Raw genomic sequence first — 15248 nt, 5'->3', positions numbered from 1 at the left:
GGATGGGGTCGATGACAGGCTCACGACAGCAGGGCATCCTTGAAGACGCCGCGAGCCAGCAGCGCCGCCCCGAACACCCCGGCGCTGTCCCCGAGGGAGGGCGCGATGATGGGGGTGGCGAAGCGGGGGTTGAACAGGAAGGGCAAGACGGTCTCTCGTCCGGCGGTATAGAGGCTCTGCACGTTGCCCACCCCGCCACCGATGACGATGACGTCCGGATCCAGAATGTTGACCACATTGGCCAGCGCCTTGCCAAACAGCAGGTGCAGCCGGTCTATGGTGAGCTTGGCCACGTGATCGTGGGCAGTTGCCGCCGCAATCTGGGCCAGCGACAGGTGGCGCCTGGCCTTGGCTTCGTACCAGGCCTCCAGGGCCGGGCCGCTGATGAAGGTTTCGACGCAGCCACGCTTGCCGCAGTAGCACTCGGGGCCGTCCGGAGAGAGCACGTTGTGACCCCACTCCCCGGCGATGCCGTGGTGACCGTTGAGGATCTGGCCGTTGATGACGATGCCGGAGCCCACCCCCGTCCCCATGATGATGCCGAACACGACTCTCGCATTCGGATGGTGCTGGCGCACGGCGCCGAGGTGGGTCTCCGCCAGGGCGAAGCAGTTGGCGTCGTTGGCGATGAGCACGGGCACGCCCAGCCTGCGTTCCAGATCTTCCTTGAACGGCTTGTCGTTGAGTTCGGTGGTGTTGCAGTTCTTCATCAGCCCGGTCTGGGGATCCCGCGCCCCCGGCGTGCCCATGCCGATGATGCTGGGGCGTTGACCGAGTTTCTCGGCACATTCATCCACCAGCTTGGCAATCTGGCCGATCATGTGCTGATAGCCACCGCGACGTTCCGTGGGGATGCGATGTCGCAGCAGCACCTCGTCGCCATCCAGCACCACGCACTCACACTTGGTCCCGCCAAGGTCGATGCCCCAATCCCAAGAACCCTTGCTCATTCTGCCTCCTGCCATAGCCCGGCCCCCATTCAGGGCTCGCCGGCTGTCTTGTGCGTGACCCTGGGTCACCGATGGCGCAGTGTAACCCGAGCCAGGGCCCGGGCGTAATCCCCACGCATGGCGGCCCCCATTCGCGGATAGCAAAACGGGGCCTGCAGGCCCCGTCGTCATACGAATGTGACGGCCTCAGCGGCCGTGATACTGGGCGGAGAGCTCGTGCACTGCGTTCACAAAGACGCCGGCGTGCTCGGGATCCACGTCCTGGTGGATGCCGTGGCCCAGGTTGAAGACGTGGCCGTTGCCCTGACCGAAACCGGCCAGGATGGTGGCAACCTCTTCACGGATGCGCTCGGGAGCGGCGTAGAGCATGGAGGGATCCATGTTGCCCTGCAGCGCCACCTTGTCACCGACCCGGCGCTTGGCATCGGCAATGTCGGTGGTCCAGTCCAGACCCAACGCATCGCAGCCGGTGGCGGCGATCTGCTCCAGCCACTGGCCGCCGTTCTTGGTGAACAGGGTGACCGGCACCCGGCGACCATCATGCTCGCGGATGAGGCCATCGACGATCTTGTGCATGTACTGCAGGGAGAAGTCGCGGTAATCCCGCGGGGTCAGCACGCCACCCCAGGTGTCGAACACCATGACCGACTGGGCGCCAGCCTTGATCTGGGCGTTGAGATACGCGATCACGCTGTCCGCCAGCTTGTCCAGCAGGAGGTGCAGGGTCATGGGTTCGGCGTACATCATCTGCTTGATCTTGGTGAACGCCTTGGAGCTGCCGCCCTCCACCATGTAGGTGGCCAGGGTCCAGGGGCTGCCGGAGAAACCGATGAGGGGCACTTCCCCCTTGAGCTCGCGGCGAATGGTGCGCACCGCATTCATCACGTAGCCGAGCTCGTCTTCCGGATCCGGGATGGGCAGGGCCTGCACATCCGCCATGGACTTGATGGGGCGCTCGAAGCGCGGGCCTTCGCCGTGCTCGAAGTAGAGGCCGAGCCCCATGGCGTCGGGCACGGTCAGGATGTCGGAGAAGAGGATGGCGGCATCGAGCGGATAGCGGCGCAGGGGCTGCAAGGTGACCTCGCAGGCCAGCTCGGCGTTGCGGCACAGGGACATGAAATCCCCCGCCACGGCGCGGGTCGCCTTGTATTCCGGCAGATAGCGGCCAGCCTGACGCATCATCCACACCGGGGTCATGTCCACTTCCTGGCGCAGCAGGGCACGCAGGTATCGATCGTTTTTCAGCTCTTTCATCCCAGTTCCTGAGTCATATCCAGCATAAAATGGCGGATATGATACCACTTTGTGTGGGGCTTAGGGCGGCTCAAACACAGAGCGGGGCCATCGGTGCACAAAGATGTGAAGGGGCGCAAACAAGCGCCCCTCATCCTCTTGGCCCGGACGTCGGTCAGGCGTCGCCGGCGAGGCACTGCTCAATCAGGCTGCGCGCTATGGTGCCGTGAGGGGGCAGACGGGGCAGGCGGTCGGCTTCGAAGAAGTCGGCGGCCACCAGCTCCTCGTCCTGCACCTTGATCTCGCCGCTCTGGTAATCGGCGGTGAAGCCCATCATCAGGCTGTGGGGGAAGGGCCAGGGCTGGCTCGCCACATAGCGCACATTGTGCACCCTGATGCCGCTCTCCTCGAATACCTCCCGCGCCACGCACTGCTCCAGGTTTTCACCGGCCTCGACGAAACCGGCGAGCACCGTATACATGGGATCGTCGGCCTGATAGTGACGACGGTGGGCCGCCAGCAGGATGGCCGGCCCCTTGCGCACCGCCACTATGATACAGGGGGAGATGCGCGGATAGACCACGTGCCCCTGCCCGCAGGCCATGGCCCACTCCCCCGCCCTCGGGACCATGGCGGCGCCGCACTCGCCGCAGAAGCGATGGCTGCGGCGGAAGGTGGCAAGCTGCCAGGCGCGGCCCGCGAGGCGAAAGCCCTCCTCGTCCCCGGCCACCATCAGCTGGCGCAGGCCCGTCATGGCCGAGGTGTCGGCCTCTTCCCCCAGATCCAGCAGGTGGCAGGGCAGGCCCTCCCAGTGATCAAAGGGCTCGAAGGGGGCGTCCTGCAGCTCGGCGGGCAGCTGGCTACGACAACCCTGTGGGATCTGCCCCTGGCCGTCCAGCAGGACGAGGTGATCGCCCCCCAGCACGAACCAGCGGGCCTGTTCGGTCGATGACATAAGATGAAGACTCTCGTTGAGAAGAAGGTGCAGGGCACGGACGCATGCGCTCCATCTTACGGCCGCCCATCCCCGCTGGCGACCCGCCCCTTGAAAAAAGAGGGCCGCTTTCGCGGCCCTCTTTCATCCAACCCATGATGGTCGTCAGTTCATCCAGCGTTCGCTGCTCTTGCGACGACGGGGCAACATGGGGAGCAGAATGCCCAGCAGGATGCCGCCGCCCACCATGGCGCCGCCACGGATGAACCAGTCCATCTGCATGTCGTGCTCCTGGTTGTCATAGCTCTGGGTCAGGGCCTCGTTCTGCTCCTTGAGGTTCCCCATCTCGTCACCCTGGCTGGCCAGCTGGGCCTTCAGGGTAGCGATTTCCTGGGTCTGCTCGGCAAGCTTGCCATCTTTTTCGGCGAAGCGGCGCTCGTTGTCGCCATTGAGGTTCAGCAGGCGGGCCTTGGCCTCTTCCAGCTCCTTCTCCACCTGGGGCAGGCGCTCGCGCAGGCTGATCTGGTTCTGCAGCTCGCTGTTCTTGATCCAGCCCTCACGGCCACGACCGTCCACTATCTGGGTGAAGCCGGCCTCATTGTTGACCGTCTTGACCTCCAGGGGCTCACCGGCCTTGACGCTGCCAAGGATCCGGTATTGGGTACCCGGGCCGTTGTGGATATAGGTAAAGATGTTGTCTGAAACATAACGGGTGTCGGCCAGTGCCTGTTGGGCACACAAGCAGATCAAAATCCCGAGAAGGGCGCGCATGGTCGATCGATTCTCTTCGTTGAGTTAGGTGACAGGCGGAATGTTAAGCTGCTGGCGGGTCAAAGGACAAGCAAAGAAAGATACCCTCCCCCGCCCTGCGAGCTGGCTCGCATCTTGTGCCCAACCCCACGCGACCATTCCAGACGCCGCCCCGGGGGTCGGAGCGGGATCCGCCCCCCATTGGCTCCAATAGGGCCGCCTAGCGTTGCTGCAGCGCCTTTACCTCTTCCCGCAATGCCTTGATCTCTTGCAGCAACTGCTCCTGCTGCTCGTGCTGCCTGCGCCGCCACTGGCTGTCGTCCTCGCTGGTGCGGCCCGGATGGACAAACAGGCTGGCCATGAAACCACTGATGGCACCGAACAATCCGACCCCGAACAGGATCAGCAGGCTGGCGACGAAGCGCCCCTCCTCGGTCTTGGGGACCAGGTCCCCGTAGCCCACGGTAGATAACGTGACGAGCGTCCACCAGAAGGCGTCATAGGGCGTCTCTATCTGGCTGCCGGGATGGCCCGACTCCAGCCAGAACATGACGCCAGAGCCGACCCCCAGTAACAGGAAGAACAGAAACAGAATGCCGGAGATCGTCGTCTCGTTGCGCTCGCGGCGGAACATGCCGAGCAAATCCGGCCCGTCACGCAACAGTTGATAGACGCGCCACAGCTGGATCAGCCGCGCCCAGCGCAGTTGCTCCACCATGGGCAGGCTGCCTGGCAGATAGAACCAGTTGGCCTTGAAGAAGGCCATCCGATCGGATGCCCGCACCCAGCCATAGGCAAAATGGGCGAGGAATAAGTAGCAGATCAGGCTGTCGAGGTCATAGAAGAGTTGCCGGGTCTGGGGGCTCAGCTCCCCAACCCCCCACCAGCGGGCGCCCACCAGGATGACGGAGATCACCGACAGAAACGCCATCAGCAGATCCATGGCGCGCAGGTGACTTAAGTGATGTCGCATACATTTTCCAACTTTAAACGCAGTACCAAGTAACAAAAAGGAAGATAATGCCGATAGCCATGATGACAAAGGAAAAATGGACGTTGAAAGGAGAAAGATTATGCAGTTGAACTCGCTGGAACGGCGCATGAGCAATATCCGTCTGGTGCCCAAAGTGGTCCTGCTCATGGTGTTCAGCACCCTGTTGTTGCTGGTCAAACTCTGGTTCGATGCCAGCAACCTGGAGGCCACCCTGCTGGCCGAAGGCATCGAGGCCGCCAAGGCCAATGCCATCTCCGATCGCCTGCTCTGGACCGGCCTGATGGAGACGGCCCTGATGGGGGTGCTCTTCGTCATCCTGCTGCTGACCGGCTCCCGCCTCATGGTCAAACAGGTGCACTACCTGGTGGGGCTGCTCGAGCGCTTCGCCCGCAAGGATCTCAGCCACAGCGTGCTGCTCAAGTCCCGCGACGAATTCGGCGACATCGCCAAGGCGGTGGCCCACTCCCAGGAGAACCTCAAGGAGGTGTTCGGCACCCAGCGTGTCGCCTGCAAGGAGCTCAACGACATCGCCTCCCAGGTGACCCTCTGCATGGAAGAGGCCAACGAGGCGATCAACGAGGAGTTCACCCAGATTGAACAGCTGGCGAGCGCCATGAGCCAGATGGTCGGCGCCATTCGCGAGGTGGCCGCCCATGCGGAGCAGGCCTCCCATGCCACCTCCGATGCCAGTGCCCTGGCCGAGGAGGGCAGCCGCTGCGTGGCCGCCACCGTCAGCACCATCGATACCCTGTCCGACAACATCCAGCGCTCCTCCACCGTGGTCAACGAGGTGGAGCACGGGGTGGATCGCATCGGCTCAGTAGTGGACACCATCCGCAGCATCTCGGAGCAGACCAACCTGCTGGCCCTGAACGCCGCCATCGAGGCCGCCCGCGCCGGTGAGGCGGGACGCGGCTTCGCCGTGGTCGCCTCCGAAGTGCGGGAGCTCGCCAACCGGGCCCAGGCCGCCACCGTCGAGATCCAGAAGATGATCGAGCAGTTGCAAGGCAATGCCCGCCAGGCCGTCGGCCTGATGGCCCAGAGCGTACAGCAGGCGGACAAGGGGGTCGAGCAGGTGACCCAGGCTGGCGATCAGCTCGCCACCATAGTGCAGCGGGTACAGGGCGTGGCCGACATGAACCGCCAGATCGCCGCCGCCTCCGAGCAGCAGAGCTCGGTGGCCGAGGAGATGAGCGCCAATCTGGAGCAGGTCAAGCAGGTGGTGGAAGGATCCGTGGTGGTGCTGCGGGAGCTGAAAGATGCCTCCGAGCTGGTGGAGCACCACAGCCAGACGCTGGACAACCATATCCAGGCCTTCAAACTTGCCTGACCGGCCCATGCTGGTATGTTGAGAGGCTCCGCAAGGAGCCTTCTTTTTTGAACGCCACGGCAAGGAGCCAGGATGCAACTCAGCGACAAGACCAGACTGGAGATCAGCGACGACAAGGGGCGGCTCGACGTGCCGCTGATCCACCGCTTCCTGTCCGAAGAGGCTTACTGGAGCCCCGGCATTCCGTTTGCCACCGTGCAGCGGGCCATCAACCACTCCCTCTGCTTCGGCGGCTACCTGGACGGTCAGCAGATCGCCTTCGCCCGGGTCATCACGGATCGGGCCACCTTCGGCTATCTCTCTGACGTGTTCGTGCTGCCGGCCCATCGCGGCCAGGGTCACAGCAAGACGCTGATCGCCGCCATCCTCGCCCATCCCGAGTTGCAGGGGCTGCGCCGTCTCATGCTGGCCACCGCCGATGCCCACGGACTCTACGCCGGCTTCGGCTTCACAGCGCCAGCCAGGCCAGAGAGCCTGATGGAGCAATACGACCCCGATATCTACCGGCGCCCCTGAGCCCCGCGGGCTGCGGTTTCTCGCCGGTCAACATCTCTTGCCCCCGAGCGGCGACGGTACGTCACCGCGACATCGGATGGGATCGCCGGCACGCCGATCGCCCATCCCACTGTGCCGAGCCCCGCGGCGATGATAGATTGGCTGCCGGCGTTTCCCTTTTCTTCGCAGACCCGTTAATCACAAGGACGGCAACCGTGGCCCAGCATGATTCTCTCTCTCCCGCGTCTCTCCCCTCTCTCCCGCCCCTGCTGCACGAGCAGGCCAACCGCCAGTGGCAGCGGCTGCTCGCCCTGGTGCCGGCCTACGGGGAGCTGCCTTCCGGGCAGCAGCAAACACTGCTTGTCTTGCTTGGACTCTCGGATTTCATCGCCGATTCCCTTATCCAGCAGCCAAGTCTGCTAAAAGAGACCCTGGAGAGCGGCGATCTTGCCAAGGCCGAACGCTGGCCCGCCTACGAGGGGGATCTCGCCGCCCTGCTCGCCGAGATCCAGGACGAGGAGGCGCTCAAACGGGTGCTACGCCAGTTCAGGCGCAGCCGCATGCTGGTGATCGCCTGGCGCGAGCTGCTGGGGCAGGCGGCGGTGGAGGAGAGCTTCGTCCATCTGACCAAGCTGGCGGATGCCCTCATCTGCTCGGCCCGCGACTGGCTCTATGCCAAGCAGTGCAGCGAGCTCGGCACCCCGGTGGATGGCAACGGGGATCCCCAGCCCCTGCTCATCCTCGGCATGGGCAAGCTCGGCGGCGGCGAGCTGAACTTCAGCTCCGACATCGACCTGATCTTTACCTTCCCGGAGAACGGCTATACGGTCGGCGGACGGCGGGAACTCGCCAACCAGCCATTCTTCATCAAGCTCGGCCAGCGCCTCATCAACGCCCTGCACCAGCCGACCCAGGACGGCCAGGTGTTTCGGGTCGACATGCGGCTGCGCCCCTTCGGCGAGGCGGGGCCGCTGGCCATCTCCTTTGCCGCCATGGAGGATTACTACCAGCACCATGGCCGCAACTGGGAACGCTACGCCATGGTCAAGGCGCGGGTGCTGGGGCCCCAATGCGAACATGCCCAGGCCCTCACCGAGCTGCTGCGCCCCTTCGTGTTCCGCCGCTACATCGACTTCGGGGTCATCGACGGCCTGCGCCAGATGAAGGCGATGATCGCCGCCGAGGTGCGCCGCAAGGGGCTGGAGGGCAACATCAAGCTCGGCGCCGGCGGCATTCGCGAGGTGGAGTTCATCGCCCAGGCGTTGCAGCTCATCCGCGGCGGCCGTGAGCCCGCCCTGCGGGTGCGCCACCTGCCCGAGGCGCTGGCCGCCATCGCCCAGGGGGGAGCCCTGGAGCCCGAGCGCACCGAGCGCCTGCTCGGCGCCTATCGCTTCCTGCGCCGGGTCGAGAACATCCTGCAGGAGATTGGCGATCAACAGACCCAGACCCTGCCCACCGAGGAGCGGGATCGGCTGCGGCTGATCACCTCTCTGGGGTTTGATGACTGGGCCGCCTTCATGGCGCACCTGGACGAGGAGATGGCCGCCGTTCACCTGGAGTTCGTCGCCGTAGTAGGGGAGGAAAAAGAGGCGCCCGCCCATCTGGAGCAGCTCTGGCTCGATCTCTGGCGCACCGAGCTGGACGCAACCGAGCTGGCGAGCCTGCTGACCGGCCAGGGAGTCGGCGAGCCGGCCCCCCTCTGCGCCGCCCTGCTGCGTTTCAAGGAGGAGTACAAACGCCGCCAGGTCGGCCCCCAGGGGCGGATCGCCCTGGACTGGCTGATGCCGGAGCTGCTGCGGCTGGTGGTGGCGAGCCAGGAGCCCGCCCGCCTGTTCGAGCGGGTCTGCACCCTGCTCACCCGCATCTTCACCCGCAGCGCCTACCTACAGTTGCTGGCGGAAAACCCCGCCGCCCTGCGCCAGCTGGTGCGGCTGTGCGACGCCAGCCACCTGGTGAGCGAACAGCTCGCCCGCTACCCCATCCTGCTGGACGAGCTGCTGGATCCCCAGCATCTCTACCACCCCACCCCGCTGGATCAGTACAAGCCCCAGCTGCGCCAGTTCCTGCTGCGCATTCCCGAGGAGGATGTGGAGCAGCAGATGGAGGCCCTGCGCCAGTTCAAGCAGGTGCAACTCTTGCGCATCGTGGCGGCCGATATCGCCGGCGCCCTGCCGCTGATGAAGGTGAGCGATCACCTCACCTGGCTGGCGGAGGCCATCACCGAGGAGGTGGTCAATCAGGCCTGGGTCCAGATGAGCGAGCGCTACGGCGTGCCCCCCGAGGTCACCAGTGACCGGCGCGGCTTCGCCGTGGTGGCGTACGGCAAGCTCGGCGGCATCGAGCTCGGCTATGGCTCGGATCTGGATCTCGTCTTCCTGCACGGCGGCGACCCCAACGGCTATACCGACGGCCGCAAGCCCATCGACAGCCGCCAGTTCTACCTGCGCCTGGCCCAGCGCATCCTGCACCTGTTCAGCACCCGCACCCCGTCCGGCATCCTCTACGAAATAGACATGCGGCTGCGCCCGTCCGGCGATTCGGGGTTGCTGGTCTCCTCCCTCGCCGCCTTCGAGCAGTACCAGCAGCAAGAGGCCTGGACCTGGGAGCATCAGGCCCTGGTGCGGGCCCGCCCCATCTACGGGGATGAAGCCGTGGTCGCCGAATTCGTCCGCATCCGCCGGGCCGTGCTCGCCAGGGAGCGGGATCTGCCCACCCTGGCCAGGGAGGTGCGCGAGATGCGCCACAAGATGCGGGATCACCTGCTGAAAGCCGGCGAGGGGGAGTTCGACCTCAAGCAATCCCCCGGCGGCATGGTGGACATCGAGTTCATCGCCCAGTACCTGGTACTGGCCCACGCCAGCGGCGAGCCGGACGCCCTGACCCGCTGGTCCGATAACGTGCGCATCTTCGACGAATGCGTCATGGCGGGGGTGCTGACCCTGGAGCAGGCGGAGGGGCTCAAGCACGCCTATCTGGAGATCCGCAACCTCGGCCATCGCCTCAACCTCTCGGAGATCTCCCGCAAGGTCAGTGACGACCAGTTGCTGCCAGAACGCAGCCTGGTCGAGGCCGTCTGGCAACAACTGCTGGGGGAGTGAACGTCATGTTTGCACTGTAAAGAGGGGGCGCCATGGCGCCCCCTCTTTTGCGATCCTCGGCAAGCGACCGCCGACTCAACGTCCACCGGCCACATCGATAAAGGTGCCGGTGGCGTAAGAGGCCTCATCCGACAACAACCAGGCGATGGCGGCAGCAACTTCTGCTGGCTGACCACCCCGTTGCAGCGGAATATTTCCCTTGATGCGATCGACGCGGCCGGGTTCGCCACCGTCGGCGTGCATCTCGGTATAAATGAACCCGGGCCGCACCCCGTTGACCCGGATCCCCAGTGCCGCCACCTCCAGCGACAGCCCCCGGGTCAGCACGTCGATGGCCCCCTTGGAGGCGGCATAGTCCACATACTCGCCGGCGGAGCCCAGACGGGCGGCGGCGGAGGAGACGTTGACGATGGATCCTCCGGCCGTCATCCGGCGCACCGCCTCCCGGCAACAGAGGAAATAGCTGGTCACATTGGTGCCCAGAGTCTTGTTGATGCGCTCGGCGCTCATCTCCAGCACTTTCATCTGGGGCTGCAGGATGCCGGCGTTGTTCACCAGATGGGTGAGGGGACCAAGCCGCGCGTCCATCTCCTCGAACAACCGCACCACCTCGGCCTCCTGACTGACATCCGCCTGCACGGCGATGCAGGGGACGCCGTAACGCTCACCAAGCTCCGCCGCCAGCGCCTCGGCGGCGGCACGGTTGCGGTGATAATTGAGGCAGAGCCCATAACCCTGCTCCGCCAGATAGCGGGCCGTCGCGGCCCCTATCCCCCGGCTCGCGCCGGTGATCAATACCTTGCCTCTCATTCCCCCTCCCTGTTCATTGATGGCCATCCGGCCTGTGATACTACCCCATGAGGTTGGAGCGGCAAGGGAAACACCGCCCTTCCTGGGGATCCGGCGCTGCTCGTCAGCCCAGTACTGGCGGGGCCTGCACGATTTTTTTCAAAAAGATGCATGTTGCCTGAATGTAAATGACGCTCGTCACGGTCTTGTTCAATGAGCGTCGTCATCGCGACCCCTGTGATCCAGGCATGAGAACCGGATCGTAATGAAAGGTCAGTGAGCCACTCCTCCAAAACACAGTACCGGAGGCCGCGCCTCACCAGATGACGTCACACGGACACTCGGCCAATACGGGCAGAGTGACGGCATGACCCAAGGAGAACAACATGCACGCAACCCGCAAAACCCTCAACTGTCTGGCCGGCGCCGCACTGGCCATGGCCGCCGTCTCCCTCTCTGGCACCGCCATGGCTGCCAATACCGGGCAACACGGTGAAGATCAGGTGCACTGCTGGGGAGTGAACAGCTGCAAGGGCCACAACGACTGCAAGACCGCCAAGAACAGCTGCAAGGGGCAAGGATCCTGCAAGGGCCAAGGCTTCCTCAGCATGACCCGGGAAGAGTGCAACGCCAAGGGTGGGAAAGTCCGCTAAGCTGACCACACGCTCTTGCCATGGCCGGCCCCTGCAAAGGGTTACCGGCCTGTTTTTTAACGGCCTTTTCACCCAAGGAGTCTGGATGGATCATTTTCCCTGGCTAGGTTTTGGTCTGGGCCTCAGACCCCCTCACTTTCAGGATGTGCTGGATGGCGCCAGGGGCGTCGACTGGTTCGAGATCCTGTCCGAAAATTTCATGGTGGCGGGGGGCAAGCCCCGTCACTACCTCGATCGTGTGCGCGCCGACTACCCCATCGTCATGCACGGGGTCTCCATGAACATCGGCTCGGCGGATCCCCTCGACATGGATTACCTCGCCCGCCTGCGGGAGCTGATGCGCAGCGTGGAGCCCGTCTGGCTGTCGGATCACCTCTGCTGGACCGGTGTCGGCGGCCAGAGTAGCCATGATCTGCTGCCCCTGCCCCTGACGGAGGCCGTGCTGACCCATCTGCTCGATCGCATCGATGCGGTGCAAAACTACCTCGGTCGCCCCCTGGTGCTGGAGAACGCCTCCACCTATCTCGCCTTCCCGGGGGACGAGTATCTGGAGCAGGACTTTCTCAACCAGCTCAGCCGCCAGAGCGGATGCAAGCTGCTGCTCGACATCAACAACATCTATGTGAGCAGCCGCAACCACGGCTTTGATGCCAACGCCTATCTGGACGAGATAGATACCGAGGCCGTGGTGCAATTCCACCTCGCCGGTCACAGCGATTACGGGGACTACGTGATAGACACTCACGACCACCCCATCGTCGACCCGGTCTGGGCCCTCTACGATCGGGCGGTGCGCCGCTTCGGCCCCGTCAGCACCATGATAGAGCGCGACGATCACATTCCCCCCTTCAGTGATCTGGTGGCGGAGCTGAACCAGGCGAGAGCCATCGCCGCCCCCCACTGGCCCGCTGTCAGCCAGGCGGCATCAGCCCGTGCCGAGGTGCCCCATGCCGGCGCCCGCTGAACTACAAGCCCTGCAACTGGCCTTCATGCAGGGCCTGCAGCAGCAGCCGGAATCCGCCCCCGTCCCTCTGGTCGAAGGTCATCTGCCCACCTCGCTGCGCTGGCACATCTATGCCAACGCCTACCAGAGCCGGCTGCTGGAGTGCCTGCAAGAAGACTTCGAACAGACCTGGGCCTATGTGGGGGATGACCTGTTCGAACAGTGCTGCCTCGGTTATCTGGCCCAGCATCCGCCCCACGGCTGGACCCTGCGCACCCTCGGCGCCGGCTTCCCTCACTATCTCGAGCAGGTCCTCGACGAACATCGCCAGGTGGCGGAGCTCGCCGAGTTCGAATGGCGGCTGCGGGCCGCCTTCGACGCCGCCGATGCCGCCCCCCTGACCCTGACCGACATCCAGCAACAGCCTGCCGAGTCCTGGCCCGGCATGCGTTTCGTGCCGGTGCCTTCAGCCGACCTGCATCCCCAGTACTTCAACACCCTGGCGGTGTGGAAGGCGCTCAAGGCGGAGCAGGCTCCGCCCCCCCCTGGTCGTCAGGAGCAGGCGAGCCTCTGCCTCATCTGGCGGGACGGCGAGCGCCTCAGTCGCTACCGCAGCCTGGAGTCCGATGAGGCGGCGGCGGTGCAGGATCTGTTCCGAAGAGCGACCTTTGCCGATCTCTGCCTCCACCTTGGGGAGCGGCTGGGGGAGGAGGTCGCCGCCTTTCGGGCGGGTTGCTTCCTGCAGCTCTGGCTCGCCGAGGGGCTGATCGGCGGGTATCGGCAGGACTAAGCTGCGCAGACAAAAAAACGGGCCCACTGGGCCCGTTTTAGTGATTGTCAGATGAAACAAGAGGTTACTTGAACAAGCCCTTGAGCAGCTGATCCGCCGCCCCCTTGATCCCCTCGTCGTCGGCTTTGTCTCCCAGCAGCTTCTTGAGACCCCGCTCGGCCTCTTTCCTGGCCTTCTCTTCCAGTACCTTGTTGTTGCTGAGCAGCGCCTTCACATCGAGCTGGTAGCTCGGCGCCTGCCAGTGGCCGCCGATGCGCACCGGTATGGTGATGTCTTTGAGCTCATCCACCGTCTTGCCCCCCTGCCCCTTGCTGCTCTCCACCACCGAGGTGAGGAACAGGAAGTCGAGGGTCTCGGGCACCAGGGCGGTCTGCCCCTGCCCCTTCACCCGCAGCGCCGGGGCGGCAAGTTGGATGTCGTTGCTGCTGGCGATGCCGTTCGCTATCAGGAAGCGGGCGCTAAGGTCGCTAAAGTCGGTCTTGCGCACCTCCTTGACCTGCTCGGCGCCCTTGCCGGTCAGGGTCGCTCGCGCCTCGCGGATCATCTGGGCCAGGTTGATGCCATGCAAGGCACCATCGCTCAGCTTCAGGCTCACCGTACCCTGCATCTGGCTGCGCAGGGCCTGCTCGGAGAAGCCGCGCCCCTGCACCTGGATTTCCAGATCCCCCTTGCCCTCCAGCTTGTCGTTCTGGGCCAGGGTCTGCAGCAGCGGGCGTATCTCCACCCCCTGGATCTGCTTGTGTACCCGGTAGCTGGCGGGCTGCTGACGGGCATCGACCGCCCCTTCCGCACTGACCTTGCCTCCGGCCACTCCGGCGACGAAGCGCTTGAGAGTGAGTTGACCACCATTGAGGGCCAGTTGCAGATCGACGGCGCTCAGATCCAGTCCTTTCACCTTCAGACCGTCCAATTGCAGCTCACCTGCCAGATCCACCTTCTTGAGGGCGCTCAAATCAGGCTCTGCACTGGAGAGGGTACCCTTGGCGGCCCCGCTGCTGGCAGCTGGCGCCGGTGCAGCGGCAGTGGCCGCAGCCGGTTTGGCGCCCTGCGGCTGACCCAGCCAGGCATCGAGATCCAGCTTGTTGCCCTTGAGATCAAAATCGACGTTGGGCACAGCCCCCAGCCTGACCGTCCCGTTGCCGCTCAGCAGCAGATCTTCGGCCCCCATCACCAGGTTGCTCAGGGTCACCGTCTGCTTGTCCAGCTCGGCGCGGGCAAAGCCAGCCAGCTTGAGAGAGAGAGGCGCACGGGGCAGGCTCTCCCCGTCCAGCTTGGCGGACAACACCGCATCCGACACCTCCACCAGCTGGAGGCTCTGGTCGACCTTCGCCTTGAGGGTCCCCTCGAGAGAGCCTGCCAACGTTGGTTTGGCCGCCTCTCCCTGGGCGCCGTTCAGGCTCAGGGTCAGACTGCTCCACTCACCCAGTGCCACTCTGTCGGCCTTGAGATTGAAGGCATCGAGCCGCTGGCCGGGAGCCCCCAGGCTGCCGCTCAGCGCCAGCCCCTTGAGTTCGCTCTCCTTCTCATCCTGCGCCAGCTTGATCTCGGCCTGTCCCTTGATGTCGAAGAGCAGATCACCGCGCGCGCCCTTGGCGGCCAGGGTCACCGGGACCCATTGCCCCAGGGTCAGCTGACCCAGGGTGAGATCCAGTCGTTCCAGACGGGAGACGAGGCCGTTGCGATCATCCTGCACCAGGGCGCTGGCCTGCTCGAGGGAGACCCCCTTGAGGGAGACCTGCCAGGGGGTGGCGGCATCAGCAGGGCTGGCGGAGGCCGCCTCGTTTGCCGGCGCTGCTTTGCGTTCATCCTTGACCAGATCCGTCAGGTTGCTGCTGCCGTCAGCCTTGGTCTGGATGAAGAGGTGGGCACCATTGAGCGTCACCTCACCGATGTCGAGCCGATGGGAGAGCAGAGGCAGCAGGGCAACCGAGGCTTCTCCCTGCGCCACCCGCACCAGATCCGGCTCGGCAAAACCGGCGGGATTGCGCAGGGCCACCCGCTCGAAGCTGAGACCGAGACTCGGCCAGAAGCGCCAGCCGATGTCCCCTTCCATCACCAGTTCGCGGCCCGTGTTCTTGCGTACCTGTTCGGCCAGCTGGGGCTTGAACTGGTTCGGGTCGATCAGGCTGACCAGGGCGACGATGGCCACCAGGGCGGCCAGCGCCAACCCCAGCACTATATAGATGATCTTCTTCACCATGATGTCCTCAATGCAGATCCTGTCGCCGACTATACCATCGGGGGGATAACAGAGGGCAAGGAGGAACCAAAACCGGCAAATGGCGAGAC

At 64.6% G+C, this 15248-nt stretch carries 13 protein-coding genes; 6 read left to right on the top strand and 7 right to left on the bottom strand.

Translation table 11 applies throughout. The annotated features are described in order from the left end of the window. Window positions 1–20: 20 nt before the first annotated feature. From VZC39_RS03185 to VZC39_RS03165, 5 genes are all read right to left on the bottom strand, one after another. On the bottom strand, window positions 21–950 hold the full coding sequence (locus VZC39_RS03185) for an ROK family protein (RefSeq protein ID WP_349920986.1): 930 nt from the start codon (window positions 948–950) through the stop codon (window positions 21–23). 186 nt (window positions 951–1136) lie between these two features. Further along, complete coding sequence (gene hemE / locus VZC39_RS03180; RefSeq protein ID WP_349920984.1) at window positions 1137–2204, bottom strand: uroporphyrinogen decarboxylase; 1068 nt, start codon at window positions 2202–2204, stop codon at window positions 1137–1139. A gap of 154 nt (window positions 2205–2358) precedes the next feature. Next, window positions 2359–3138: an NAD(+) diphosphatase gene (gene nudC / locus VZC39_RS03175; protein ID WP_434665627.1), complete on the bottom strand. Its 780-nt coding sequence runs from the start codon at window positions 3136–3138 to the stop codon at window positions 2359–2361. A gap of 144 nt (window positions 3139–3282) precedes the next feature. Continuing rightward, window positions 3283–3888, bottom strand: coding sequence for a TIGR04211 family SH3 domain-containing protein (locus tag VZC39_RS03170; RefSeq protein ID WP_434665624.1), 606 nt, complete (start codon window positions 3886–3888; stop codon window positions 3283–3285). 199 nt (window positions 3889–4087) lie between these two features. Beyond that, a complete protein-coding gene (locus VZC39_RS03165; protein ID WP_434665621.1) occupies window positions 4088–4909 on the bottom strand; it encodes a potassium channel family protein in 822 nt (273 codons plus the stop codon). A 31-nt stretch (window positions 4910–4940) separates the two neighbouring features. Between VZC39_RS03165 and VZC39_RS03160 the strand changes: the two genes are divergently transcribed. The 3 genes from VZC39_RS03160 (at window position 4941) to glnE (ending at window position 9784) form a co-directional block, all read left to right on the top strand. Further along, the gene (locus VZC39_RS03160) at window positions 4941–6191 is read left to right on the top strand and encodes a methyl-accepting chemotaxis protein (protein ID WP_434665618.1); all 1251 of its coding nucleotides are present in this window, start codon (window positions 4941–4943) and stop codon (window positions 6189–6191) included. Between the two features lie 72 nt (window positions 6192–6263). Next, complete coding sequence (locus VZC39_RS03155; RefSeq protein WP_434665615.1) at window positions 6264–6707, top strand: GNAT family N-acetyltransferase; 444 nt, start codon at window positions 6264–6266, stop codon at window positions 6705–6707. A 194-nt stretch (window positions 6708–6901) separates the two neighbouring features. Then, on the top strand, window positions 6902–9784 hold the full coding sequence (gene glnE / locus VZC39_RS03150) for a bifunctional [glutamate--ammonia ligase]-adenylyl-L-tyrosine phosphorylase/[glutamate--ammonia-ligase] adenylyltransferase (RefSeq protein ID WP_434665612.1): 2883 nt from the start codon (window positions 6902–6904) through the stop codon (window positions 9782–9784). Window positions 9785–9859: 75 nt separating this feature from the next. On the opposite strand, the gene VZC39_RS03145 is transcribed toward glnE, so the two are convergent. Next, window positions 9860–10594, bottom strand: coding sequence for an SDR family oxidoreductase (locus VZC39_RS03145; RefSeq protein ID WP_434665609.1), 735 nt, complete (start codon window positions 10592–10594; stop codon window positions 9860–9862). Between the two features lie 365 nt (window positions 10595–10959). On the opposite strand from VZC39_RS03145, the gene bufA2 reads away from it, so the two are divergent. The 3 genes from bufA2 to VZC39_RS03130 all read left to right on the top strand — a co-directional run bounded on the left by bufA2 (window position 10960) and on the right by VZC39_RS03130 (window position 12959). Beyond that, window positions 10960–11226 carry a BufA2 family periplasmic bufferin-type metallophore gene (gene bufA2, locus VZC39_RS03140; protein ID WP_349920975.1) on the top strand — a complete coding sequence of 89 codons (267 nt, stop codon included), beginning with the start codon at window positions 10960–10962 and terminating at the stop codon, window positions 11224–11226. An 85-nt stretch (window positions 11227–11311) separates the two neighbouring features. Further along, entirely contained in the window at window positions 11312–12190 is an 879-nt protein-coding gene (gene bufB / locus VZC39_RS03135) for an MNIO family bufferin maturase (RefSeq protein ID WP_434665605.1), read from the top strand. Continuing rightward, the gene (locus VZC39_RS03130) at window positions 12174–12959 is read left to right on the top strand and encodes an HvfC/BufC family peptide modification chaperone (protein ID WP_434665602.1); all 786 of its coding nucleotides are present in this window, start codon (window positions 12174–12176) and stop codon (window positions 12957–12959) included. Before bufB ends, VZC39_RS03130 begins: the two co-directional genes overlap by 17 nt. Before the next feature lie 64 nt (window positions 12960–13023). On the opposite strand, the gene VZC39_RS03125 is transcribed toward VZC39_RS03130, so the two are convergent. Then, window positions 13024–15156: an AsmA family protein gene (locus tag VZC39_RS03125; RefSeq protein WP_434668321.1), complete on the bottom strand. Its 2133-nt coding sequence runs from the start codon at window positions 15154–15156 to the stop codon at window positions 13024–13026. Window positions 15157–15248: the final 92 nt, after the last annotated feature.

It is taken from the genome of Aeromonas sp. NJAU223, from assembly GCF_051125555.1.
In the GTDB taxonomy this organism is placed as follows: Bacteria; Pseudomonadota; Gammaproteobacteria; order Enterobacterales; family Aeromonadaceae; genus Aeromonas; species Aeromonas veronii_G.
This window is presented reverse-complemented; position numbering and strand designations above follow the sequence as displayed.